At 69.3% G+C, this 22,879-nt stretch carries 21 protein-coding genes and 3 tRNA genes; 9 read left to right on the forward strand and 15 right to left on the reverse strand.

The annotated features are described in order from the left end of the window. The first annotated feature begins 23 nt into the window (after positions 1 to 23). Both J1C47_RS09285 and hemN read left to right on the forward strand, forming a co-directional pair. A complete protein-coding gene (locus J1C47_RS09285) occupies positions 24 to 749 on the forward strand; it encodes a hemerythrin domain-containing protein (protein WP_207350465.1) in 726 nt (241 codons plus the stop codon). After that, positions 746 to 2,119, forward strand: a complete 1,374-nt coding sequence (gene hemN, locus J1C47_RS09290) for an oxygen-independent coproporphyrinogen III oxidase (protein ID WP_342591955.1) — start codon at positions 746 to 748, stop codon at positions 2,117 to 2,119. The genes J1C47_RS09285 and hemN overlap by 4 nt, the downstream gene beginning before the upstream one ends. A 26-nt stretch (positions 2,120 to 2,145) precedes the next feature. Here the strand turns inward: hemN and J1C47_RS09295 are convergent, their stop codons facing one another. From J1C47_RS09295 to J1C47_RS09320, 6 genes are all read right to left on the reverse strand, one after another. Next, positions 2,146 to 2,958 carry a glycosyltransferase gene (locus J1C47_RS09295; RefSeq protein ID WP_207350466.1) on the reverse strand — a complete coding sequence of 271 codons (813 nt, stop codon included), beginning with the start codon at positions 2,956 to 2,958 and terminating at the stop codon, positions 2,146 to 2,148. Positions 2,959 to 3,203: 245 nt separating this feature from the next. Beyond that, complete coding sequence (locus J1C47_RS09300) at positions 3,204 to 3,956, reverse strand: Crp/Fnr family transcriptional regulator (RefSeq protein WP_207350467.1); 753 nt, start codon at positions 3,954 to 3,956, stop codon at positions 3,204 to 3,206. A 423-nt stretch (positions 3,957 to 4,379) separates the two neighbouring features. Continuing rightward, positions 4,380 to 4,455, reverse strand: a tRNA-Glu gene (locus tag J1C47_RS09305). A 147-nt stretch (positions 4,456 to 4,602) separates the two neighbouring features. Then, positions 4,603 to 5,679: a YcbK family protein gene (locus tag J1C47_RS09310; protein WP_245396457.1), complete on the reverse strand. Its 1,077-nt coding sequence runs from the start codon at positions 5,677 to 5,679 to the stop codon at positions 4,603 to 4,605. 293 nt (positions 5,680 to 5,972) lie between these two features. Beyond that, on the reverse strand, positions 5,973 to 6,413 hold the full coding sequence (locus J1C47_RS09315) for a VOC family protein (RefSeq protein ID WP_207350468.1): 441 nt from the start codon (positions 6,411 to 6,413) through the stop codon (positions 5,973 to 5,975). Positions 6,414 to 6,717: 304 nt separating this feature from the next. After that, on the reverse strand, positions 6,718 to 7,578 hold the full coding sequence (locus J1C47_RS09320; RefSeq protein WP_207350469.1) for a hypothetical protein: 861 nt from the start codon (positions 7,576 to 7,578) through the stop codon (positions 6,718 to 6,720). An 89-nt stretch (positions 7,579 to 7,667) separates the two neighbouring features. Here J1C47_RS09320 and J1C47_RS09325 point away from each other — a divergent pair, with 89 nt between their 5' ends. From J1C47_RS09325 to J1C47_RS09350, 6 genes are all read left to right on the forward strand, one after another. After that, positions 7,668 to 8,243 carry a cold-shock protein gene (locus J1C47_RS09325; RefSeq protein WP_207350470.1) on the forward strand — a complete coding sequence of 192 codons (576 nt, stop codon included), beginning with the start codon at positions 7,668 to 7,670 and terminating at the stop codon, positions 8,241 to 8,243. Between the two features lie 258 nt (positions 8,244 to 8,501). Beyond that, positions 8,502 to 8,966: a DUF192 domain-containing protein gene (locus tag J1C47_RS09330; RefSeq protein WP_207350471.1), complete on the forward strand. Its 465-nt coding sequence runs from the start codon at positions 8,502 to 8,504 to the stop codon at positions 8,964 to 8,966. A 108-nt stretch (positions 8,967 to 9,074) separates the two neighbouring features. After that, positions 9,075 to 9,151: transfer RNA gene (locus tag J1C47_RS09335), tRNA-Pro, on the forward strand. A 44-nt stretch (positions 9,152 to 9,195) separates the two neighbouring features. Beyond that, positions 9,196 to 9,501, forward strand: coding sequence for an ETC complex I subunit (locus J1C47_RS09340; protein WP_207350472.1), 306 nt, complete (start codon positions 9,196 to 9,198; stop codon positions 9,499 to 9,501). A 156-nt stretch (positions 9,502 to 9,657) separates the two neighbouring features. Further along, a tRNA-Arg gene (locus tag J1C47_RS09345) sits at positions 9,658 to 9,733 on the forward strand. Between the two features lie 150 nt (positions 9,734 to 9,883). Beyond that, a complete protein-coding gene (locus J1C47_RS09350; protein ID WP_207350473.1) occupies positions 9,884 to 11,023 on the forward strand; it encodes a glycoside hydrolase family protein in 1,140 nt (379 codons plus the stop codon). Positions 11,024 to 11,041: 18 nt separating this feature from the next. Here J1C47_RS09350 and J1C47_RS09355 read toward each other — a convergent pair whose 3' ends face one another. The 4 genes from J1C47_RS09355 to J1C47_RS09370 form a co-directional block, all read right to left on the reverse strand. Next, on the reverse strand, positions 11,042 to 12,538 hold the full coding sequence (locus J1C47_RS09355) for a sugar ABC transporter ATP-binding protein (protein WP_207350474.1): 1,497 nt from the start codon (positions 12,536 to 12,538) through the stop codon (positions 11,042 to 11,044). Positions 12,539 to 12,777: 239 nt separating this feature from the next. After that, entirely contained in the window at positions 12,778 to 13,734 is a 957-nt protein-coding gene (locus tag J1C47_RS09360) for a sugar ABC transporter substrate-binding protein (protein WP_207350475.1), read from the reverse strand. Positions 13,735 to 13,769: 35 nt separating this feature from the next. Further along, complete coding sequence (locus J1C47_RS09365) at positions 13,770 to 14,750, reverse strand: ABC transporter permease (protein WP_207350476.1); 981 nt, start codon at positions 14,748 to 14,750, stop codon at positions 13,770 to 13,772. Beyond that, the gene (locus tag J1C47_RS09370; RefSeq protein WP_207350477.1) at positions 14,737 to 15,942 is read right to left on the reverse strand and encodes an ROK family transcriptional regulator; all 1,206 of its coding nucleotides are present in this window, start codon (positions 15,940 to 15,942) and stop codon (positions 14,737 to 14,739) included. The genes J1C47_RS09365 and J1C47_RS09370 overlap by 14 nt, the downstream gene beginning before the upstream one ends. A 76-nt stretch (positions 15,943 to 16,018) precedes the next feature. Here J1C47_RS09370 and J1C47_RS09375 point away from each other — a divergent pair, with 76 nt between their 5' ends. After that, on the forward strand, positions 16,019 to 17,269 hold the full coding sequence (locus tag J1C47_RS09375) for an amidohydrolase family protein (RefSeq protein WP_207350478.1): 1,251 nt from the start codon (positions 16,019 to 16,021) through the stop codon (positions 17,267 to 17,269). Between the two features lie 2 nt (positions 17,270 to 17,271). On the opposite strand, the gene J1C47_RS09380 is transcribed toward J1C47_RS09375, so the two are convergent. From J1C47_RS09380 to J1C47_RS09400, 5 genes are all read right to left on the reverse strand, one after another. Then, the gene (locus tag J1C47_RS09380; protein ID WP_207350479.1) at positions 17,272 to 18,126 is read right to left on the reverse strand and encodes an alpha/beta hydrolase; all 855 of its coding nucleotides are present in this window, start codon (positions 18,124 to 18,126) and stop codon (positions 17,272 to 17,274) included. 71 nt (positions 18,127 to 18,197) lie between these two features. Beyond that, entirely contained in the window at positions 18,198 to 18,608 is a 411-nt protein-coding gene (locus tag J1C47_RS09385; protein ID WP_245396469.1) for a RidA family protein, read from the reverse strand. Between the two features lie 56 nt (positions 18,609 to 18,664). Further along, entirely contained in the window at positions 18,665 to 20,311 is a 1,647-nt protein-coding gene (locus J1C47_RS09390) for an AMP-binding protein (protein WP_207350480.1), read from the reverse strand. Positions 20,312 to 20,664: 353 nt separating this feature from the next. Further along, entirely contained in the window at positions 20,665 to 21,930 is a 1,266-nt protein-coding gene (locus tag J1C47_RS09395) for a flavin-dependent oxidoreductase (protein ID WP_207350481.1), read from the reverse strand. Between the two features lie 52 nt (positions 21,931 to 21,982). After that, positions 21,983 to 22,441: a cupin domain-containing protein gene (locus J1C47_RS09400; protein ID WP_207350482.1), complete on the reverse strand. Its 459-nt coding sequence runs from the start codon at positions 22,439 to 22,441 to the stop codon at positions 21,983 to 21,985. Between the last annotated feature and the right edge of the window lie 438 nt (positions 22,442 to 22,879).

Consider the following 22,879-nt stretch of genomic DNA (forward strand, 5'->3'; position numbering starts at 1 on the left):
CGCCCGATCGCCGGAGCCCTTCCATGATGTTCCAGCCCCGCTCCTGCCCGCCGTTTGGATCCCTGCCGCAGGCGGCGGGAGAAGACACCGGCGCCGTCGTCACGCTGCATCCGGCCGCACGCCGGCCGGCTCCGGCGGCGGCCGTCCCGCTCCCGCAGAACGAGCCGAAAGGCGGCCCCGGCGCGCCCCGGGCCGACGCGGCCGAGGACGTCGCCGCCAGCCTCGCGGCGCTGCGGGTGCAGCTTGCCGGCCAGCGCCGGCTCTGCGACGCGCTGGAGGCGATCGCCGACGGCCTGCCGGACGGCCTCGACGGGCAGCGCACCCTCCATGTCGCGCGGCAGATCCGGCCGACGATCCGGCAGGCCCACGTCTTCGAGGAGACGACGATCTTTCCGCTCATGCGGGCGCGGTTCTCCGGCCGGCCGGAACTCGCGACGACGCTGGAGCGCCTGCATTTCGAACATTTCGAGGACGAGAGCTTCGCCGAGGAACTTTCCGAGAAGCTGATCGAATATGTCAGGCGGCGCGCCGCCATGGCGGGTGCCGCGCGCAGTCCGGTGCGCCTCGTCGAGCCGGAGGACGCCGGTGTCCCGCGGGGCATGCCGGCCGCGGCGCCAGGCGTGGCGGATCCGGTCGCCGAGGTGCTCGGCTACATGCTGCGCGGCTTCTTCGAGGGCCTGCGGCGCCACATCGCCTTCGAGGAGGAACACCTCCTGCCGCTGCTGGCGACCGGCGGAGAGCCCCGGTGATCGCGCCCGCCGGCCGGATCAACCACCGGGCGGTGCTCGCGCGGTACGGCGCCGAGGTGCCGCGCTACACCAGCTATCCGACGGCGCCGCATTTCGGCGAAGGGGCGGGCGCCCCGCTGTTTGCGGAGCTCTGTGCGAGCCTCGATCCGGTGTCGTCGGTCTCGGTCTATCTGCACGTGCCGTTCTGCGACCGGCTCTGCTGGTTCTGCGGCTGCCATACGAAACAGACCCGGCGCTACGATCCGGTGGCCGCCTATGTCGGGACGCTGACGCGCGAGATCGCCGCGTTCCGCCGGCGCCTCGGCTTTTCGCCGCGGCTCGGCGCCCTGCATCTCGGCGGCGGTTCGCCGAGCTTCCTCGCCGCGGACGACATGCGGCGGCTCGCCGAGGCGCTGCGCGCGGCCTTCGACGTCTGCCCCGATGCCGAGATCAGCGTCGAGATCGATCCCTCCGACGTCACGCCCGCGGCGGTCGCCGGCCTGCGGGCGCTCGAAATGACCCGTGCCTCGATCGGCGTCCAGGACTTCGATCCGGTGGTGCAGGCGGCGATCAACCGGCCGCAGAGCTTCGAGGTCACCCGTGACGTCATCGCCATGCTGCGCTCCTCGGGGCTCGTCTCGATCAACATCGACGTGCTCTACGGCCTGCCGCTGCAGACCCCCGGACGGCTGGACGCGACGGTCGAGAAGGTGGTCGCGCTGCAGCCGGAGCGCGTGGCGCTGTTCGGCTATGCCCACGTGCCGCATGTGAAGAAGCACCAGGCGATGATCCGTACGGAGGACCTGCCGGGGCGAAACGCGCGTCTTTCCGACGCCGAGCGGGCATCGCGGGCCTTCGTGCGCGCCGGATACGAGGCGATCGGCATCGACCATTTCGCCCTGCATGCCGACCCCCTCGCCAAGGCGGCCCGGAGCGGCAGGCTGCGCCGCAACTTCCAGGGCTACACCGCCGATCCCTGCGAGACGCTGATCGGCTTCGGCGCCTCGGCGATCTCGCGCTTTGCCGGCGGCTACGTCCAGAACACGGTGCCGACGGGGCTCTATCGCGACCGCGTCGAGGCCGGCGAACCGGCCGCCGCCCGCGGCTACCGGCTGACCGGAGACGACCTGATCCGCGGCCATATCATCGAACGGCTGATGTGCGACTTCGGCCTCGATCTCGACGATCTGGCGCGCCGCTTCGGGGCCGCCGCGGAGCCCTATGCCCGCGAGGCGCTGCGGCTTGCGGCGACCGACCCGGACGGTCTCGTGCGGGTTTCCGGCCGCCGCTTCGCCATCCGGCCGGAGGCGCGGAGCCTTGCCCGCGTCGTCGCATCCTGGTTCGACGCGCATCTGCGGAGCGGCGAGGCCCGCTATTCGCAGGCGGTGTGACGGCGTGCCCGCGGCAGGCGTGCCGGTCACTCGCCATTCGTCTTGGAAATCCCGAAGTCGGTATAGGCCAGCCGCCGCTGCCGCGTCGCGGTCCAGATCAGCCGGTTGGCCTCCAGATGGCTGTCGAGGACGTAGGCGCGATCGTGTTCGAGATGGACGCAGATCGCGCTGTAGCGGATCTGTTTCGACCTGACGCCGCGATGGGCGAGGCGGTCGCCCATCTCGCGGTCTTCCGCCCCGTAACGCATGCGTTCGTCGAAGCCGTTCACGGCGACGATGTCGCGCTTCCAGCCGGAGGCGTTGTGGCCGTTCCAGGACGGCCTGGTGGTCGTGGCGGCGTTCATGAGGCGAGCCATGGCGGGATTGCCGACGGCAAGCTTCAGATCCTTCAGCGACCTGCGTTTGCCGCGCTTCCATATCCAGGCGAGGTCGAAGACCCGGCCGCCGAGGACGTCGTCCTCGGTGACCTCGCGGCTGAGGTCGAGGGGCAGCTTGTAGTATCCCCCCGAAAGGAAGTAGCCGGCCTCGCGGAACCCCAGATGCGTCGCGACGAAGTCGCGCCGCGGGATGCAGTCGCCGTCGCTGAAGATCAGGTAGTCGGTGCTGCTCTCGGCGATCGCCTTGTTCAGGATGACCGTCTTCCGGAAGCCGTCGTCGGGATGCCAGACATGAACCAGGGGGAATTTGAACCGGCCCTGGAAGGAGGCGAGAAGGGCGCCCGTCTCGGCAGTGGAGCCATCGTCGGCAATGACGATCTCGAAATCGGCTTCGCTCTGTGCGAGATATCCCCACAATACTTTCCGCAGCCATTCCGGCGAATTGTAAGTAGATATAATCACAGAGCATTTCATACTTCGGCGGGCTCCAGACGTACCGATCCGCGTCCGTATATAATATAGTTTAGACCGCCGCCATAACGTTTCGCAGAGGGAAAGAACGATGGCTCCCGTTGCGTGGCGCCGGTTCATTCAGCGGTTGCAGCCTTCGAGCGGGATGAGATGAGCTTGGCTCATCATCCTGCTTTATCTCGTTGTTTGTGCGTGATCTTTTGCGGTAACCGGATTCCCCCTGCCGGAATCGCGCTCTAGCCGGCGTCCACCTCGCAGCGCTCGCGCAGGCGGCTGAGGCTCGGTACGGTGACTGTCCGGTTATGTTCGACCAGGATGACCCCGGCCTTCCGGAGCTTGGTGATCTGGCGGCTGACGGTCTCGATCGTCAGGCCGAGGAAGTCGGCGATGTCGGCCCGCTTCAACGGCAGTTCGAAGCGGATCGGCCGGCCGCCGGCAATGCCGTCCGGGTCGACGTTCTCGGCGATCATCAGGAGGAAGCTCGCGACCTTTTCCGCCGCCGTCTTGCGACCGAGGGTGAGGATCCATTCGCGCGCCTCGTCGAGCTCCTCGAGCGCCTGCTGGTAGAGGCGCCGCTCGAGATCGGGCGAGGCGGCGATCATGTCGTCCATCGCCTGCTTGGGAAAGCTGCAGAGCTTCACTTCGGTCGCCGCTTCCGCCGACACTTCGCTCGACCGCCGGAACGGCCGGCCGACGAAATCCGGCGCGAACTGCAGACCGACGATCTGCTGGCGTCCGTCGGCCATCAGCCGCGTCAGCTTCACGACGCCGGAAAGCACGTTGGAATAGTGCTTCACCTCCTCACCGGCGGAGACCAGCTCGCGGTCGCTCTCGACCTTCTGCTTGACGGTATGGCGGCTGAGCTGGGTGAGCTCCACCGGCGTCAGGGCACCGCAGATGCCGCGATGCCGCGCCTCGCAGGAGCGGCAGAGAACCGGGATCTCGGAGTTGTGGATGTCGAGGCGCTCGGGTTCGGGCGCAGCATCCATCGGTCGGGACGAGGCTTCCTTGCTCATGACGGTTAAGCGGCATGCAAAGCCGCCGGCTGTCAATCGCAAATACGGTTTTAAGGAGAGAGTTTTCGCTGAGCCGGACGCGCAGCGGCCGCCACCTCGGGGAACGACGGCGGAGGCGTCGCACCGCCATCGACGAACCGCTCGGGGACGTTCCTGGCCCATCCGCCCGCCGTCTCGACGACGCTTTGCGAGGGCGCGCGCCGGTCGCGCCGACGCGGCCGGATTCCGGTACCTCGACGGCTTCGACGCGACCTGCCGGAACACGCGTTCGCTCGGCCGAGGAGGGAGGCGGCGGGGAGATGGCGAGAAGAGGCGCCCGAGCGTCGGCTGCGCGGGGCCGGGGCAACGAACGATGCCGACCGGCAGGAACGGCGCGATGCGTATTTCCGGAAGGGATGGTACGCCCAACGGGACTCGAACCCGTGTTTCCGCCGTGAAAGGGCGGCGTCCTAGACCGCTAGACGATGGGCGCGGCGACGGGGTGTATACGGATGATTCCCGTCATCCGCAAGCGACGGCCGCAGCTTTTTCGGCGCCGTCGCCCGCCGCTTCGCGCGATGCCGTGCCGGCTGTCCGGCCGGATGCCGGGCAAGCGCCCTGCCGCCCCGTCCCGGTGCCGCTACCGGCGCCGGCGGCAGCGCCAGTTCCAGTCGCGTTTCGGCCCGACGTCGATGTGGATGGCGTCGGTGTGGCAATAGGTCCCGACGCCGCCCCGGCCGGGCAGCGCGCGGACATAGGCGGCGACCGCCAGATGATCGGCGCCCGGCACGTAGAGGTCGGCCGCCTTGCAACCCATGTGCTGGGAGCGCGTCGCACCGTTCACCGCGCGGTTGTGGGCGGGGCTGCGATAGCCCGAGGTGATGATCGCCTTGGCGCCGAAGCGGTGTTCGATCGAGCGGATCTGGGCGACCAGTTCGGACGGGAAGCACGAGGTCTGCACGTCGTCGCGGGCGACACTGAGGCCGTTGGGCGCCATCCGCGCGAAGCCGCCGAGCGAGGCGACGCGATAGGACGAGGACATCACGTCGTCGATCGCATCGGCCTCGCTCGCCGAGGCCTTCTGGCCGATCTCGAAGAGCGATGAGGGGTTGACGCCCGGCAGGTCGGCGATGCCGCCCGACGCCTCGCCGGGCTCGTCGCGCTTCAGGACGATGCGGCGGCTCTTGCCTTTCTCGGCATTGGCGAGGGGGGTGCGGGCCTTTTCCTGGGCGAACAGCGAGGCGAAGAGCGAACGCTCGCCGCCCTTCGGCTGCGGCGCATCGGAAGCGTCGCCTTCCCCGACGGTGCCGCCGGCAAAGGCGGCGGGGCGGGCCTCGCTCATGCGCTGGCGCAGCGTCGAGGCATCCGCGGTCAGCCGCGTCCCCGGCGCGGCCTCGGGCGGCAGCGCGGCCGCGACCGCCGGCTCGCCGGCGGCCGTCTCGGCAATCGCCGCGGGGGCGGCGTCGGTCGCCTCGGCGCTGCGGGAGGCCCCGGCCGCAGGCCCGGCGGCCGCCGGGTCCTTTTCCGTCACGGCGACGGGCTTGGCGTCGCCGGCCGCCGATGCGGCACCGGACGATGCCGCCGCAAAGCCGAAGGCCGAGGTGTCGTCCACCGCGGAAACGCAGGCACCGACCAGCGGAAGCATCGCGACGAGAACGCCCGCGATGAACGACGGACCGGACATGCGGCCCGCGGCGACCCGGATCTTGGTCGTCAAGCTATCCCTCTCTGCGACGGACCGCCCTGCGATCCGCCATCCCCCTTGCGTCAGACGACGCCGATTGACGTTTCGGGCGAACGTAAACGCTCAACCCGGTGTCCCGCTTGTCACCTCCGCCGTCCCGTCGCGTGCCGGTCCCCACCGGCTCCCTTTCGGCACCGCGGACGAAGCTCCGCGGCGGTGACGTGACGACAGGACCCGTTGTCGGGCCTCGTTGTTGTCGCTTGTGTCGCCCTGGCCTTGGCGACAACCCGACATTTACAGTTTTTTTACGGCCAAGGCGAGTCGTTTCACCATGTGCCGGTATTCGCCATCGAGGCCCAAGGTTCGGCCGGCTCCTTGGCGCCGTCCTTCTGCAGAAGTTCGAAGGAGATGTTGTCCGGCGACTTGACGAAGGCCATGCGGCCGTCGCGCGGCGGGCGGTTGATGGTGACGCCTGCGTTTATCAGCCGCTGGCAGGTGGCGTAGATGTCGTCGACCTCGAAGGCGAGATGGCCGAAGTTGCGCCCGCCGGAATAGTCCTCGGGATCCCAGTTGTAGGTGAGTTCCATCAGCGGCGCCTTGGTCTCCGCCGCCTCCGGCATGTCGGCCGGCGCGGCGAGGAAGATCAGCGTGTAGCGGCCCTGCTCACTGTCCATGCGCCGCGTTTCGACGAGGCCGAGCTTGTTGACGTAGAAGTCCAGCGACTCGTCGATGTCGGTCACCCGGACCATGGTGTGGAGATAGCGCATCGTTGGCTCCTCTTTTGGCTCCTGGCGCCGTCGCCGCCCGTGTCGGGCCTTGCGCCCCGGAAACGGCGAACGGCGGATATGGGGTTCGGTCGAGACCTGGAAGCCGCGGCGAAAACACCGCGCGTCCAAGGCGGTTGGGAAAATCTCGGTTCCAGACAAAATTGCGCCCCGCCGCCTTGCGGCGACGGGGCTGCAGTAACGTTAGGGCCCGCGCGTCACCGGCCAAGGGGCTCGGCGCACGGGCATTGCCGAAACCGGCACGAGAGCGGCGGGCCGCTCGCCCGCCGGCCCCTTATCGCCTTGGTTACATGGCCGACTTCGCGGCCTTCAGGGCCGCCATGCAGGCATCCTCGTTGCCGGCATCGAGCGCGCTCTGGGCGGCGGCGAGATGTTCGCTCACCATCGCGTTCTTGTCGCCCGACATGCCTTCCGATCCGCTGCCGCCCGAGGTCGAGGCGGTGGTCATCGCCTGATCGTCGCCGGAGCCCTTCGAGCCCGCCATGGCGTCCTTGTCGGCCTTTTCGGCGGCCTGGTCGGCGCCGGTCTGGTTGCCGCCGGCCATCTTGCCCATGGCCGCGGTCGGCGCGACGCCGCTGACTTCGCCAGTCGCCTGCTTGCCGTCCTGCATGGTCGAGCCGCCGGAGGAGGCCTGGTCCGACGCCATCTTGTCGCCCGACATGCCGCCCGACGAGCCGGACGCGTCGCCGGAGGAAGACGACATGTCGTTCTTCATGCCTTCATCGGTTTTCATGCTTTGATCCGCGTTCGACTTGGCGGCCATGTCCGTCGAGCCCGACTGTCCCATTTCGGAACGCATGGACGCGAGGTCCGCGGCGCAGTCGGCCTGCGCCGCCCCGGCGGCGAAGGTGGCGGCCGTGATCGCTGCTGCGGATGCGAAGAGCTTGAAACTGTTCATGACGTTTCTCCCTGATGGTTGGCTTTCGATGCCCTTGCCGGACAACCGTCCGCACCGGGCTTGGTTCCGATCGGGCCGGACCGCGACGAATTGCGCCCCGGCCGCCCGTCGCGCTGCCCGGCTTTCCGGGGTTTTCGCCGACCACCATCTGGTCGACCGGCCGGCTGGGCGGCCCGCTTTGCTTGCCGGACACAGGTCATACTGGCCCGACGCTCGGGCATTTGGCGAAATTCTGTCGAAACGTCCCATTTTCCTCTACGACCTCTTGCAGGCCATGGGACAGTTAATGCTAAGTTTGGAACTCGCGATTCGGTTGGCGTAAAAGGCGGAACCCCCGAATGCCGGAGAGACTTTCGACACGGATCCGTATCGGCGGAGACCAGGCGACCAGCGGCGACGTCGGGCTCGATGTCGTTTCCGGCCACATCAAGTGGTTCGACGCGTCGAAGGGATTCGGCTTCATCGTTCCGGACGACCAGGGGCCCGACATCCTCCTGCACGTCACCTGCCTCAGGCGGGACGGCTACGCCGCGGCACCGGAAGGCGCGCGCCTCGTCTGCGAGGTCCAGCGCAGCGAGAAGGGCCTGCAGGCCTTCCGCATCCTGTCGATGGACCAGTCGACGGCGGTCCATCCGGCGCAGCTGCCGCCCTCGCGCACCCATGTCAGCGTCGTGCCGAGCAGCGATCTCGTCCGGGCGGTGGTCAAGTGGTTCAACCGCACGCGCGGCTACGGTTTTCTGACCCGCGGCGATGGCACCGCCGACATCTTCGTCCACATGGAGACGCTGCGCCGCTACGGCCTGTCGGAGCTTCGCCCCGGCCAGGAGGTGATGGTGCGTTTCGGGGCGGGCGACAAGGGCCTGATGGCCGCCGAGATCCAGACGGTCAACGGCTCCGGCCCGGCGGTGCACTGAGAGCCCGCCAATCCGACCCGAGGGACTTCCCGGACGGGCTCTGAGCGCCGGCAGGGCCCCGTCGGCGGCCGCTCCGCGAGACGTCTCGTCCGGGCCGCCCGGCTGCCGGAAGCCTACCGCGCCGGCCATTCGGCGCCGTCCGCGCCGTCCGCGGCGCTGGCGCCGGATGAAAAAACCGTGCATGAAAGGCGGCCGGAAGGCCCTTTCGGGGCGCCGGCCGGCCGGGCCGTTGCGGCCCGGCGCCGTGCGGAGGATCGCATGCATCCCAAAAAGCTCCTGACCGGTCTCGCCGTGGCGCTGGTCGCCGTTTTTGCAGCAGGCTATTTCGCCTTTGCCGCCGGTGACCTGTCGAAGGCGGTGCTGCACACCGCGACCGGCGACCACGAGATCATGGTCGAGCTCGCTTTGACCCCGAAGGAGCGCGAGGTCGGGCTGATGAACCGGGAAGAGCTCGCCGCCGACCACGGCATGCTGTTTCGTTTCGACGAGACGCGCGACGTCGCGATGTGGATGAAGAACACGCTGATCCCGCTCGACATGCTGTTCATGGACGAGACCGGCAAGGTGGTGCGGATCAAGACCAACGCCCAGCCTCTGTCGCTCGACATCATCCCCTCCGGCCAGCCGGTGCGCTACGTCCTCGAGATCAACGGCGGCGCGGCGGCCCGCTACGGCGTCTCGATCGGCGACCGTCTCGACAACGAGACCATTCCCGCCACCTGAGGAGCCGGGCCCGGCCTGATGCGCCGTCGATGATCCGCCGGCCGCGGGAAAGCTTGACTCCGGCGTCAAAGCCCGGCAGATCGCTCAAGAGGGCGGGCCGCCACGGTCCGGAGCGTAGCGCAGTCTGGTAGCGCATCTGGTTTGGGACCAGAGGGTCGCAGGTTCGAATCCTGCCGCTCCGACCAGCCCGGCGCGCCGGCGAGGCCAATGAGGAAGAACGAGGGCTCAGATGGTGGCACGCATCTTTCGGCCGACCAGGACCGCCATGCAGTCGGGCAAGGCGAAGACGCGGCTCTGGGTGCTCGAATACGAGCCGGAGGCCCGCAAGGAGGTCGAGCCGCTGATGGGCTACACCTCCTCGAGCGACATGCGCTCGCAGGTCCGGCTCTCCTTCGAGACCAAGGAACAGGCGATCGACTATGCCGAGCGCAACGGCATCGTCTTCCGCCTCGAGGAGCCGCATGCGCCGAAGCGCGTCCGGGTCGCCTATGCGGACAATTTCAAATACGATCGCCGCCAGCCCTGGACCCACTGAGGGTTGCCGCTTTTCAGGTCGCGGCGCCTCGGCGGGAGGGCAGGCCGGCAAGCCGGCATCCCTCGCTGAAGGCCGGAGCAGGGCGGACGAAGACCGGGCGCCCCGGCGCCCGACGCTGACATTCCGCCGGCCGCGAAGGCGGGCCGGCGGCCGAGCGGCCCCGTAGCTCAGTGGATAGAGCACCGGCCTTCTAAGCCGATGGTCGCAGGTTCGAATCCTGCCGGGGTCGCCAACTATTTCAATGTCCGACCCGGAGACGTGGGAAGCGGAACGTCCCCGAGACACGGGCGACACCCTCGTGCCGAACGGTACGGAGGGGATCGCCGGGCCCGGCGCGGCGTCGTTTCGCCGGCTCGGCGGGAAGCGAAGGAACTTCGGCATCGTGACGTTCGATCTGCGCAGCGGGGTGAAGCTCTACGACAACAACTGGTTCCTGCGCCACGGCCTTTGCGAGGAGGCGCTCGCCGACCGGCTGGCAGGGCTCGGCGTCACCTATGTGCTGAGCCAAAGCCGGTGGCTGCCGATGGAGGATTCGGCGGTCCAGAGCCGGGTCGATCCGGCCGTCGCCGCCCGCTATGCCCGGCTCGACGACCGCCGCCTGCGCGATCTTCTGAGGCAGCGCGGCATCGCCTATGTCGGTGTCCTCAACATCTGCTTCGATCCCGTTTATGCGGCGGCGAATCCGCAGGATGCCACGCTGGACCAGTGGGGCCGCACCCACGAGATGACCGACTGGTATCACGGGGTCGCGCCGGACCGGGAGGCCAACCTCGCGGCCAAGGCGGCGATGCTGAGGGACGCGGTAGCGGCGCTCGATCCGGACGGCATCCATCTCGGCTTCGTCAGATGGCCGGGCTTGTGGGAGACCTGGCTTCCCGGCGACAGGCGGGCGGACAAGCCGGAATACGGCTACGACGCCAGGACGCTTCGCCGCTTTTCGGCCGAGACCGGCATCGCCTTGGCCAGCGACGATCCCGCCGCGGCGGCGCGGCAGATCGGGCGGGAGCATCGCGCCGCCTGGACGGACTTCAGGGTCCGCACGGTGGCGACGATGATCGGCGACCTGCGCCGCGCGGTCCACGCGGTGAGGCCCGGCACGCCGATCTCGATCAACACGCTGCCCTTCTTCCGCTCCGATTTCGACGATGCGGTCGCCGAGGTGTTCGGCCAGGACGTGGCGGCGCTGGCGCCGGTGGTCGACGTCTTCGAGGTCATGGCCTACCACCAGATCCTTGCGCGGGACGCCGCCTGGCCGGAAGCCGTCGCCCGCGACGTCAGGGCGCGCAGCGGCAAGAAGGCGGTCTCCACCGTCCAGGCGGCGCCGCTCTATCTTCAGGGTATGCATGCGGGGCGCGGGCGGGCGGAGACGATCGACGCGGCGGAGTTCTCGGCCGTCCTCGACGCATTGGAGGAAAGCCCGGTCGACGGGGTGTGCCTCTTCACCTTCACCCAGCTTCTCGACCGCGCCGAGACTGCCGACGGCATGGCGATGCTGGAGCGTCTCGGACGGTTTCGCCGATAGGCCGTCTCGCTGCCGCGATCACGCCGCCTGGCCGAGGCTCATCGCCTCGAGCAGACCCGCCGGGCTGAGTGAGCGCGCCGCCGGGGCTGGCCGCAGCACGCCGCCCGACAGAACCAGGATGCGGTCGGACAGCGCCAGCAGTTCCTCAAGCTCGTCGGAGATCAGAAGGATGCCCGCGCCGTCGCGGGCGGCGGCCTTGAGGATTGCGTGGAGCTCGGCCTTGGCGCCGATGTCGACGCCGGCGGTCGGCTGGTCGAGGATCATGACGGTCGGCTTCGCGGCGACCGCCCGCGCGACCAGCACCTTCTGGGCGTTGCCGCCGCTCAGCGTCCCGACCGGCCGGCCCGGATCGCGCGGACGGATGGCGAAGCGGTCGATGAGATCGAGGGCGAGCGCCCGGCGGCGCCTGCGGTCGACGATGCCGTTGCGGGCGAGCTCGGTGTTCAGCGCGGTGACGGCGATGTTCGCCTCGATGCTGGAATTCGCCGCAAGGCCGTTCACCTTGCGGTCTTCCGGGACCATCACGAGCCCGGCTTCCGCGGCGCGCTTCGGATCGCGGCGGGTGAGGGCGGTTCCGCCGACGACGACTTCGCCGCCGCTCTCCAGATCGCCGACCAGCGCCCGCGCCAACCGCGTCCGGCCCGAGCCGACGAGCCCGGCGAGGCCGAGGATCTCGCCGGCGTCGAGATGGAAATCGAGGGGGGCAAGGCCCGGCAGGGCAAGGCCCTTCACCGCGAGCACCGTGGCCGCATGGCCGCTCCGGCCGCGTTCCGCCGCCGCCTGCGGTTCGAGTTCGCGATCGACGAGGAGCGCCGACAGGGAGGCGACGTCGTAGTCGGCCTTCGGGCCGGAGGCGATGGTCCGGCCGTCGCGCAGCACGGTGATGCGGTCGCTGATCTCGATCACCTCGTCGAGGAAGTGCGAGATGTAGACGATGCCGACCCCGCGCTCGCGCACCATCCGGCGCATGATCGAAAAGAGCTGCGCGCGTTCGGCGGGTGCGAGCCGGGCGGTCGGCTCGTCCATGACGAGGATCCGCGGTGCCGTCGAACAGGCCCTGACGATCTCGGTGAGCTGCTGGGCGGCGACGCCGAGCGAGCCGACCCGCCGCTCCATCGGCAGCTTGATGCCGAGCGCTTCGGCCTCCTCGAAGGAGCGCCGGCGCATCCTGCCGTGGTCGATGGTGCCGGGCAGGCGGCCCGCCGGCTCGCGCCCGAGCGCGATGTTCTCAGCGACCGTCAGGTTCGGGGCGAGCGAGAAGTCCTGGTAGATCATCCGGACGCCCGCTTCGAGGGCGGCGGCCGGCGCATGCAGCGCGCGGGGCTCGTCCTCGATGCGGATCTCGCCGCCATAGTCGGTGAAATTGCCGCCGAGCGTCTTCATCAGGGTGCTCTTGCCGGCGCCGTTGTGGCCGACGAGGGCGTGGATCTCCCCGGCCTTCACCTCGAAGTCGACGCCGTGGAGCACGGCGACGGGGCCGAAGCTCTTGGTGATGCGTTTCATCGACAAAAGCATGGCGGGCACCTCTTGGAGCCGAAGCCGGCCGCCGCGGGGCTTGCCGCGGCGGGGCCCGGTCGAATTCGCCGGGGCGGGCGATATTCGTGAACGCGGCCGATGCCCCGGGACCGGCCGCGTTTGGAGCATGATCCCGGAAAGTCGGAACCGGATTTCAGAAGAGATCATGCGGCAACACGAAGATGGAGCGGGAGGATGAGCGACGCTCATTTCATCCCGCTCTGGCGTGCAACGGGGGCTCAGCCGCCCCAGGCCGGCGGGAAGTCGGCGACGTTGTCGGAGGTGATGGTCGGCAGGTCGAGATAGTGGTTCGGGCTCGGCACCTTTTCGCCGTTCAGATGCTTGACCGCGTCCTCGATCGCCACCTTGCCCTGCGGCGCCGGATCCTGGTCGACGGTGCCGTAGACCGTGCCGTCCTGGATCGCCTTGCGCACGTCGGCGGGATAGTCGCCCATGATGAAGGTCACGTCGTCGCGACCGTTCTGGCTGGCGAAAACCGCGCCGGTGACGCCCTCGGGCCCCTGGTCGACGATGGCGTCGAGGGAGCCCTTGGGATAGCGGCTCAGATAGTCCTGGGTGATCGCCAGCGCCTTGGCGTTGTCCCAGTCGGCCGCCTGCTTGGCGATGATCTCGATGCCGGGATGCTTCTTCAGCGTATCCATCAGGCCGGCTTCGCGCGCCAGCTGCGCCGAGGTGCCGAGCTTGCCGAGGATGTAGGCGACCTTGGCGTTTTCGCCGACGGCCTTGGCGAGGAGTTCGCCCTGGCGCTGGCCGAAGACGAAGTCGTCGACCCCGACATAGGTGACGATGTCGGCGCCCTTGTCGGTGTCGGCCTTGGTGTTGACGGCCATCACCGGGATGTTCGCCTGGTTGGCCTGCATGATCACCGGCACGATGCCCTGCGGGTCGCTCGGCGCGATCAGGATCATGTCCATCTCCTGGGCGATGAACTGCTGGACGATCGAGATCTGGGTGGAAAGATCGCCGTTGCCGCTCTGGATCGTCAGGTCGACGCCCTTCTCCTTGGCGGTCGCCTCGGCGGTCGAGATCAGGTTGGAGTAGAACGGCACCGAGGTGTTCCAGATCATGAAGCCGATCCGCGGCTTGTCGGCCGCCAGTGCCTGGCCGCAAAGGGTCAGGGCCGCGGCGGAGGTCAAGAGCAGCCCCGTCACCGTGCGTCGCGTGAATGTCGTCATCGTCATGTCTCCTCCGTTTCGATGGACGTCTTTTGTCAGCGCCGCTCGCGGCGCAGGCGTTGATGGCTGTCGATGCCGACCGCGAGCAGGATCACCGCGCCTGTCACGGCGGGCTGCCAGAAGGGCGACACGCCGAGCAGGTTGAGGGCGTTGGCGATCATGCCGAGAAGCAGCGTGCCGAGGACCGCGCCGCCGACATTGCCGACGCCGCCGCTCAAGGGGATGCCGCCGACGACGACCGCGGCGATGGCCGTCAGCGGCCAGTCGGCCGCACTCTGGGGCTGGCCGATATTGGTCTGGCCGAGCAGCACGATGCCGGCGATCGCCGCGAACAGCCCGCCGAGGCCGTAGGTCAGGATGACGACGCGATCGGTGTTGATGCCGGCCAGTCGCGCCGCCGCCTTGTTGCCGCCGACGATGTAGATCTGCTGGCCGAAGCGGGTGTAGCGCAGCATCGCGAAGGTCAGGAGCGCGATCACGGCGAAGATGATGGTCGGGATCGGGATCGGGCCGATCCGCCCGAGGCCGAGCGTGGTGAAGTAGGTGGGCATGCCGTAGACCGGCTGCGCCGCGGTGGCGACGAACATGATGCCGGTGACCAGCACCTGGGTGGCGAGCGTCGTGACGAAGGGGCTGATGCCGATCTTGGCGATGAAGAAGCCGTTCATCAGCCCGACGACGAGGCCGAGGAGGAGTGCTGCGGCGATGCCGAGCGGCAGCGAGATCTGCGAGATGACCGCGGCCGCGACGACCGAGGAAAAGGCGCCGACGGCACCGACGGACAGGTCGAAGCCGCCGAGGATGATCATCAGCATCATGCCGCAGGCGACGATGCCGATGATCGAATTGCGCTGCAGCACGTTGGCGAAGTTCGACCAGGTCGCGAAATGCGGAATGGCGAGGCAGAACACCGCCAGCAACAGGACGAAGATCGCCAGAAGCGCGTAGTTCGAGGCGCCGCGCCGGAGCAGAATCAAACCTTTCGACGGGCCCGCGGCGGTGTCAGTGGCTGGCATGGAGGTCTCCCGGCATCACGGCGGCCGCGACGGCAAGAGGGGCGCCGAGCGCCCGCTGCCGGGCGAAGAACGCCGCCCCGTATAGTTCCGACATCTCGCCGAGCGCCGCGGGGCACAGCGTCACCTGCTCGATGGCGCGCGGCAGCGAGACCCGCGCCATGGCCTCGCGGATGGCGGGCAGCACGACGTCCGCCGCCCGCATGAGTTCGCCGCTGACGATGACGAGGTCGGGGTTGAAGTAGTTGCACAGGGCGCCGACGGCGCGGCCGGCCATGCCGGCGGCGTCGGCGACGACCCGCCTGGCGCCGAGATCGCCCCGGACGGCGAGTTCGAGCATGGCGTCGGGGCCGATCGTCCCATGGGTCGGGGCCAGCGCCGCGGCCAGCGCATTGACCGAGATCTGCGCCTCGAGGCAGCCGCGGCTGCCGCAGCGGCACAGCGGCCCGCTCTCGTCCGTGACGACGTGGCCGAGCTCGCCGGCGATGCCCTGGACGCCGCGGAACACCCGCCGCTCGATGGCGATGCCGAGGCCGACGCCGACCGACAGAAGGACGTAGAGCACGACGGCGGAATTCTGGGCGGCGCCGATCCGCGATTCGGCGAGAATGCCCAGATTGGCGTCGTTGTCCATGTAGACGGGGGTGTCGAGACGCCGGCCCAACGCGCCGGTGACGTCGGTGCCGACCCAGCGCGCGAGGATCGAGCCGGCGTGGAGCTCCCCGGTCTTGGCGTCGACCGGGCCGGGAACGCCGATGCCGACCGCCTCGACGGCCGCGCGCGCGACGCCATGCGAGGCGAGCAGGGCCTCGGTCTCGGTCGCCGCGATCTCGATCGCCTCGAGAGCGGGAATGTCGACGGTGAAGTCGCGCTCGACCACCCCGACGAGGCCGAAGCCGTCGTCGAACAGGCCGACACGCAGCTTCAGCCGCCCGAAGTCGATGCCGACGAGATATTTCGAGCGGCGGCGCAGGCCGATGAGCTGGCCGGGACGGCCCGGCTGGCCGCGCCCGGCACGCGTCTCGTCGACGGTCTCGAGCAGGTCGTCGTCGAAGAGTTCGCTGATGGCGAGGGAGGCGGTGGAACGCGAGATCCCGAGCTGATGGGCGACGCTGGCGCGCGACTGCGGGCCACCGGCCTCGATGGCCGACAGGATCCGCTGGCGCAGCCGCTCCGACGAGCCGGGTTTCTTCATGGATGGGTCTCCCTGACGCCGAGACTGGCACGGGTCCGGCAATTATGTCAATAATGTTCGAATGGAGAACATAATTATGACGAATTCGAACAAATTACCGTCACTCCTCCTCACCGCCGCCTGGGGCCTGGACGGCCCGGATCTCGTCGAGACGGCGCCCTATGCCGTGCTCGTCGAGAACGATCGAATCGCCTGGACCGGCTCCCCGGAGGCCCTGCCGGAGCGGGCCGCGAGTGCCGTCCGCCACGACCTCGGCGCGGCGACGCTGCTTCCCGGGCTGATCGACGCGCACATGCACACCTTCGGCATGGACAGCCTGAAGCTCGGCGGCATGGATCTCGAACGCGAGGCCTATCGCGCGCTGCGGGCGGCGGGCGAGCTGCATGCGCTGCTGCGGGCGGGGTTCACCACGGCGCGCTGCCTCGGATCGAGCGTCGGCCCGGACATCGCCCGGGCGATCGCCGAGGGCCACGTGCCGGGGCCGCGGCTTCTGGCGGCCGGGGCGTTCCTCTCGGCGACGGACGGCACGTGGGACACGCCGCCGCTGGGCGCCGACCATCCGGCCCGTGCCGCGACGATTGCCGACGGCGCCGACGCCTTCCGCCGGGCGGTGAGGGCGCGGCTGCGCGCCGGCGCCGATTTCATCAAGCTCGGGCTGTCCAAGGGCCGGCCGGGCGACCTCAACCACGCCTGGGGCGACGATCCCTTCGCCCAGGTCGCGACGATGAGCCTCGACGAGGTGCGGGCCGCCACCGACGAGGCGCATCGCAACGGCGTCCTGGTCTCGGCCCACGCCATCGGCGAGGCGGCGGTGCGTCTTGCCCTCGACGGCGACGTCGACATCGTCGAGCACGGCTACGCGATCACCGAAGAGACGCGGGCGCGGCTCGTCGAGAGCGGGCGGCCGGTCGTCACCACGCTGTCGCAGCTTCGCTGTCACCGCGAAGCCTACGAGCGGTTCGGCTATCCAGAAGCCGAGCGCGCCGTCTACGATCGCCACTGGCAGGCGATGAGCGCAGACTTTGTGGCTGGCCTTGCCGCCGGCGTCCGCTTCGTCCTCGGGACCGACCTGATCGGCCGCCCGACGCATCCCCTGGCGGATGCGGCACGCGAGTTCGCCATCGCGGTCGAGCTCGGAATGGAGAAGACCGCCGCGCTGCGCGCCGGAACCGTCGAATCGGCGCGGGCGATCGGGCTTGGGGGCGAGACCGGCCAGATCTCGGCGGGCTATTGCGCCGATATGGTCGCCGTCGCCGGGCGCCTCGACGCGCGGCTCGCGGCGTTGACCGCGCCGGTCTTCGTGATGCGCGGCGGCGTCCGCGTCTGAGGCTACGCCGCCGCCGCGAGATAGGCGACGAGCTGGCTTTCTGGATCGAGCAGGTCGTCGACGACGTCGAAATGGTGACGGCCCGGCTGCTCGACGGCACGGGTCTTGACGCCGAAGCCGTGCCAGACATTGGCGAGGAGGGCGTTCTGCCGGCGGAATTCGGCGAGCTCGGCGCCGCCGGCAAGGCACAGGAGATCGATCCCCTCGCGCGGTTCGAGAAGCGCCGGGCTCTCGGCCCGCGCGGTCGCTTCGTCGAGACAGAGGACGGCGTTCATGCCGGTGAGCATGATCGGCCTCAGGTCGTGGCAGCCGCTGATCGAGGCGGTGCGGTCGATGCGCCGCGCAGTTCCGGGCGCGATCGGGGCGTTGCGGCAGAGCATGCGGGAAACGAGGTGGCCGCCGGCGGAATGGCCCGACAGCCGGAGCGGACCGGCGACCCGCGCGGCGGCGTGGTCGAGGAAGGATCCGATCTCGCCGGTGATCGCCGGAATCGTCGCCGCCGGACAGAGGGTGTATTCCGGCAGGGCGACGGCAAAGTTCCGGGCCAGCGGGCCGGCGGCGAAATGCGACCAGTTGCCGATCTCCTGGCTCTTCCAGTAGCCGCCATGGACGAAGACGACGAGGCCCTGCGGCTCGCCTTCCGGCAGGAAAAGATCGTAGTGCCGGCGCGGGCCATCGCCGTAGGCGATCGAGAGCTCGGCCCGGCCGTCGGCCGCCAGTGCCTCGCGAAACGCCTTCGCCTGCGACCGCCATCGCGGCAGGAAGCTCGCGGCATCGGCGATGGCGCCGGAATTGTCGTAGCCGCGGTCGTGATCGCCGAGCGGCTCGCCGCCGGTCCAGATGTCGCGAAATGCCATGGATGGCGGCTCCGTCTCTTGGTTTTCCGTTTCGCGTCTTTCGTCCCCGGGCCGATGGTGACGCGCCGGCGTCAGTCCGGGATGATCGCCGTCGCCTCGATCTCGACCAGCGCCTCGTTCTCGACGAGATCCGCCACCTCGACCAGCGCCATCGCCGGATAGTGGCGGCCGAGCACCCGGCGATAGACGCCGCCGAGTTCGCCGAGCGAGGCCTTGTAGGTGGCGATGCTCCTCACGTACCAGGTGAGGCGGGCGACGTGCTGCGGTTCCCCGCCGGCTGCCGCGACGACGGCGACGACGTTCTTCAGCGTCTGTTCCACCTGCGCGACGAAGCCCTCGGCGAAGTCCTCGTTCTCGTTCCAGCCGATGAGCCCGCCCGTCAGGAGCAGCCGGCCGCGACCGGTCATGCCGTTGGCGTAGCCCTTCGGCTTCCTCCACCCGGCGGGCTGGACCACGCCGAGCCCTTCTTCCTCGAAGCGCATGGTCCCGGCCGGCTCGGCGGCGGCGCCGTTTTCGCCGACGAGCGGCCCTCGCATGGTCACGCGTCTTCTCCTTGTCTCTCGGCTTCCGCTTCCGCCGCGCGGCGCAGGGCGAAACGCTGCAGCTTGCCGGACTCGGTCTTCGGCAGCCTGTCGACGAAGACGATCTGGCGGGGATATTTGTACGGCGCGAGCTCGCCCTTCACATGGTCCTGCAGTTCCTTGACCAGCGACGGCGATTCGTCAAAGCCCGCAGCGAGGACGACATAGGCCCTGACGGCCCGGCCGCGCTCCGGGTCGGGCGCTCCGACGACGCCGGACTCCATCACCGCTTGATGCGACAGCAGCGCCGCCTCCACCTCCGGTCCGGCGATGTTGTAGCCGGCCGAGACGATCATGTCGTCGTTGCGGGCCTGGAACCAGAAATAGCCGTCCTCGTCCTCGACATAGGTGTCGCCGGTGACGTTCCAGCCGTTCTCGACATAGACGCGCTGGCGCTCGTCGGCGAGGTAGCGGCAGCCGATCGGCCCGCGCACGGCGAGGCGGCCGGGGGTGCCGCGCGGCAGCTCCTTGCCTTCGAAGTCGACGATCCGCGCCTCGTAGCCGGGCACCGGTCTGCCGGTCGCGCCGGGGCGGAGCTCCTCCTCGCGTGCGGCGATGAAGATGTGCAGCATCTCGGTGGCGCCGATGCCGTCCATCAGCCTGATGCCGGTCCGTGCCAGCCAGGCGTCGAATGTCGGCTTCGGCAGCGTCTCGCCGGCCGAGACGCATTTGCGTAAGGAGGAGAGGTCGTATTCGTCCGCCTTCGCCAGGATCGCCCGGTAGGCCGTCGGCGCGGTGAAGGCGATCGTCGCCTTGAATGCGCCGATCGCCTTGGCGAGATCCGGCGGCCCGGCCCGTTCCAGGAGGACGGCCGAGGCGCCGATGCGGAAGGGGAAGAGGACGAGCCCGCCGAGCCCGAAGGTGAAGGCGAGCGGCGGCGAGCCGATGAAGACGTCGTCCTCCTCCGCCTGCAGGATTTCCCGGGCGTAGCAGTCGCAGATGATCAAAAGGTCGCGCTGATAGTGGACCGTCGCCTTGGGAAGGCCGGTGGTTCCCGAGGTGAAGCCGAGGAGGCAGGGATCGTCCGCCCGGGTGGGCGCGGCGGCGAAGACGTCCGGCACGTCCGCCATCAGCCTGCCGAGTTCGCCGCCGGCCTCGCCTTGCCAGGTGACGATGCGCGGGCGCTCGGCGGCGGCGGCCGCCGCCTTCTCCATCTCGTCGCGGAGCCCGACGTCGCAGAGGGCGAGGCCGATCTTCGCCTTGTCGAGGATCTGCACGATCTCCTTCGCCCGCAACAGCGGCATGGTGGCGACGACGATGCCGCCGGCCTTGATGATCGCCATGTAGAGCGCGACCGTGGTCGGATTGTTCGCCGAGCGCAGCAGCACGCGGCCGCCGGGAACGAGGCCGAGCTTCGTCGTCAGTACGTTGGCCATCTTGTCGATCGTCCGGGCGAGGTCGCTGTACGACCATCGCACGCCGCCCGGCGCCTGCAGCGCGGTCCGCTCGCCGCGCCCCTCTGCGACGTGCCGGTCGACGAGCTCCACCGTGGCGTTCAGCATCTCCGGATAGCCGAGGCGGTCGAGATTGACGAAGTCGGGCTGAAGCTCCGCCGGCGGCAGATTGTCGAGGACGAAGCGGTCGACATGGCAGGATCCGGGCATGGCTGGAGGGCTCCTCAGGCGCTGCGGGACGGGATCTGGCGGGCGGGCATCGGCGCTTGCGGCGCGTCCGGCACGGCCGCCGCCCCGGACGCCGCGCAGGCCGAAAGCCGGAGGCCGCCGGCTTGTCGCATCGGGAAGGGACGAGGGTCGTCTGCCACGGCGTCTCTGCTCCTCGGCAATTGCTTTAACCTTAAACTATCTGGGCGCGATGCGCCAGCAGGCGGGTTGGCGAGCGGGCGAGGGGCCCGCCTTCGCGCCGCCCCGCTCCGCTTGGTTCCGCGCCGGCGAGGGCCGGCGCGTGTCAGGGGATGCAGTGCGCGGACCCGGTACGCGGATTCGGCCCCGCTCGCGGTTCACCCGTTGGCGGCGCGGCGCTCGCCGAACTGCCGGTCGGCCTCGGTGGCAAAGCCCGCCTTGCCGGCATAGCCGCCGACGATGGCCTTCAGCTCGGCGCGCGGCATGACGTCCTCGACGCTGGCAAAGCCCGCCGGCGCCCGCTTCTCGACCTCGTCGATCACCCGCTCCGGGCCGCCCTTGCGGTTCAACCGCACGACTTCCGCAGTGACCGGCAGGCGCTCCTTCTCATAGGCGAAGAGCGCCTGGCAGGGATGCTCGGCGCGGGCCAGATTGTCGGCGAGGCACCTGGCGTCGAGGATCGCCTGGCTGGCGCCGTTCGAGCCGACCGGATACATCGGATGCGCCGCGTCGCCGAGCAGCGTCACCCGGCCGAAGGTCCAGCGCGGCAGCGGATCGCGGTCGCACATCGGATATTCGAAGGCCTGCGGCGTCGCCTCGACGAGACCCGTGACGTCGAAATCGGGGATCGCGAAACGCCGCGCATAGGCGAGCACCAGGGCGCGCTGGGCGACGCGCGACCAGCTCTCCTTCGGCGGCGGCGACTTCGCGCCGTCGGCCATCTTGATGTTGACCACCCAGTTCATCAGCTGCTTGCCGCCCTCGGCCTCGGCGATCGGATAGAGCACGAACTTCGCGCCCATGCCGCCGCCGATCGCCATCGTCCGGCCGTCCCGCCAGGGCGTCCATTCGCTGGCCCCCCGCCACATCAGGACGCCGTTCCACGACGGCGCGCCCTCTTCCGGATAGAAGTGCCGCCTTGCGGCCGAATGGATGCCGTCGGCACAGACGAGGACGTCGCCGCGCACCGTCGTCCCGGCTGCACCCTTGACGCTGTCGGTGAAATGGGCGGTGACGCCGCCTTCGTCCTGGATGAAGCCGGAAAGTGCCAGCCCGGTCTTCACCGCGCCGGGGCCCAGCCGCTCGATCACCGCGTCGTGGATGAGCTTCTGCAGCCGGCCGCGATGGATCGAGAACTGCGGCACCGGATGGCCGGCGTCGATGCCGCGCAACTCGCGCCACACCTCCTGGCCCTGGCGGTTGTAGTAGACGAGTTCGCGGGTGCGGATGCCGGTGTTGTCGAGGGCCGGCAACAGGCCGATCTCGGCGAGCTCGCGGATCGCATGCGGCAGCGTGTTGATGCCGACGCCGACCTCGCGCACGCCCGGCGACTGCTCGTAGACCTCGGCGCGGATGCCGCGCTTGTGCAGCATCAGCGCGGTGGTGAGGCCGCCGATCCCGGCCCCGACGACGATGACCTTCATGGCCTTCTCCTTCGACACGTCCGGCCGGGCGAGGGGCGCCCGGCGGCGGGAATCAGTTCGCCTCGGGCGGCGGCAGGAAGTCCACCTCGTGGCGGGCCGAGATCGCGACCACCTCGGCCGGATCGGCCTTCGGACCGAGATTGTGCAGCGCCCAGAAGAGGTCGTAGAGCCGCTGCGCCGGCGCCACCCAGAACAGGCACTTCACGTCGCCCTCGGTCTTGTTGAACAGGCCGTGGGGAATGCCTTTCGGCAGGCGCACGAGGTCGCCCGGCTCGGCGAAGCCCTCCTTGCCGTCGAGGATGACGTCGAGGCGGCCTTCCAGCATGTAGACGAATTCGTCCTGGGTCGGGTGGATGTGCGGCGGCACGAAGGTGCCGACGTGGAAGGTCGCGTGCCAGGAGAACGAAGCCTCCGAGTGCTGCTTCGGCACGTAGGTCTGGCCGAGGATGTTCCAGCGGATGCCGTCCATCCCCTCGTTGGCCTTGGAAACGCCGATGGTCATGACAGGCATGGGGTGGGTTCCTTTTGCGGGTGTCTGATGCATGCGCCGCCCGCGCCGCCGGCAGGGAAGGCGACCGGGTGCGGGGTCCGGGACGCGGAATGCGGATGGTGGATGCCGGGCTTTGAACGATCCGCGGGATCGTCCTGGCGCTCGTCCCATCGAGGCAGGGCGAACGAAGGCCTTTGCGCCCGCATCGGCGTGCGAAGACTGGCCGAACCCATTGAAACTTCGTCATCCTCGGGCTTGTCCCACTGCTGTCCGGTTTAAGCATGGCTGAGATCGAGGGTCATTTGCCTGGGGTCGAAGACAGGCGGTTTATGGGGCGCGCCGAGAGTGTCGATGGGCCGCCTTTGCATGAGGTTGAGGCGGACGAGGCGGCGGAAGGTGCTGGGTTGCGGGATGGCGCGCTGGGCTTCTTGGGCGAGTTTGAGGAGCAGGAAGGCGATC

Source organism: Jiella sonneratiae (assembly GCF_017353515.1).
GTDB lineage: Bacteria > Pseudomonadota > Alphaproteobacteria > Rhizobiales > Rhizobiaceae > Jiella > Jiella sonneratiae.

Excerpts from the sequence above, each read along its gene's own strand:
- J1C47_RS09380 (WP_207350479.1), bottom strand. The coding sequence starts at position 18,126 with ATGGCATTTCGCGACATCTGGACCGGCGGCGAGCCGCTCGGCGATCAC.
- J1C47_RS09340 (WP_207350472.1), top strand. The coding sequence starts at position 9,196 with ATGGTGGCACGCATCTTTCGGCCGACCAGGACCGCCATGCAGTCGGGC.
- J1C47_RS09360 (WP_207350475.1), bottom strand. The coding sequence starts at position 13,734 with ATGACGACATTCACGCGACGCACGGTGACGGGGCTGCTCTTGACCTCC.
- J1C47_RS09400 (WP_207350482.1), bottom strand. The coding sequence starts at position 22,441 with ATGCCTGTCATGACCATCGGCGTTTCCAAGGCCAACGAGGGGATGGAC.
- J1C47_RS09325 (WP_207350470.1), top strand. The coding sequence starts at position 7,668 with ATGCCGGAGAGACTTTCGACACGGATCCGTATCGGCGGAGACCAGGCG.
- J1C47_RS09390 (WP_207350480.1), bottom strand. The coding sequence starts at position 20,311 with ATGCCCGGATCCTGCCATGTCGACCGCTTCGTCCTCGACAATCTGCCG.
- J1C47_RS09355 (WP_207350474.1), bottom strand. The coding sequence starts at position 12,538 with ATGCTTTTGTCGATGAAACGCATCACCAAGAGCTTCGGCCCCGTCGCC.
- J1C47_RS09365 (WP_207350476.1), bottom strand. The coding sequence starts at position 14,750 with ATGCCAGCCACTGACACCGCCGCGGGCCCGTCGAAAGGTTTGATTCTG.
- J1C47_RS09285 (WP_207350465.1), top strand. The coding sequence starts at position 24 with ATGATGTTCCAGCCCCGCTCCTGCCCGCCGTTTGGATCCCTGCCGCAG.
- J1C47_RS09300 (WP_207350467.1), bottom strand. The coding sequence starts at position 3,956 with ATGGATGCTGCGCCCGAACCCGAGCGCCTCGACATCCACAACTCCGAG.
- J1C47_RS09320 (WP_207350469.1), bottom strand. The coding sequence starts at position 7,578 with ATGGGACGTTTCGACAGAATTTCGCCAAATGCCCGAGCGTCGGGCCAG.
- J1C47_RS09395 (WP_207350481.1), bottom strand. The coding sequence starts at position 21,930 with ATGAAGGTCATCGTCGTCGGGGCCGGGATCGGCGGCCTCACCACCGCG.
- J1C47_RS09315 (WP_207350468.1), bottom strand. The coding sequence starts at position 6,413 with ATGCGCTATCTCCACACCATGGTCCGGGTGACCGACATCGACGAGTCG.
- J1C47_RS09330 (WP_207350471.1), top strand. The coding sequence starts at position 8,502 with ATGCATCCCAAAAAGCTCCTGACCGGTCTCGCCGTGGCGCTGGTCGCC.
- J1C47_RS09385 (WP_245396469.1), bottom strand. The coding sequence starts at position 18,608 with ATGCGCTTCGAGGAAGAAGGGCTCGGCGTGGTCCAGCCCGCCGGGTGG.
- J1C47_RS09375 (WP_207350478.1), top strand. The coding sequence starts at position 16,019 with ATGACGAATTCGAACAAATTACCGTCACTCCTCCTCACCGCCGCCTGG.
- J1C47_RS09370 (WP_207350477.1), bottom strand. The coding sequence starts at position 15,942 with ATGAAGAAACCCGGCTCGTCGGAGCGGCTGCGCCAGCGGATCCTGTCG.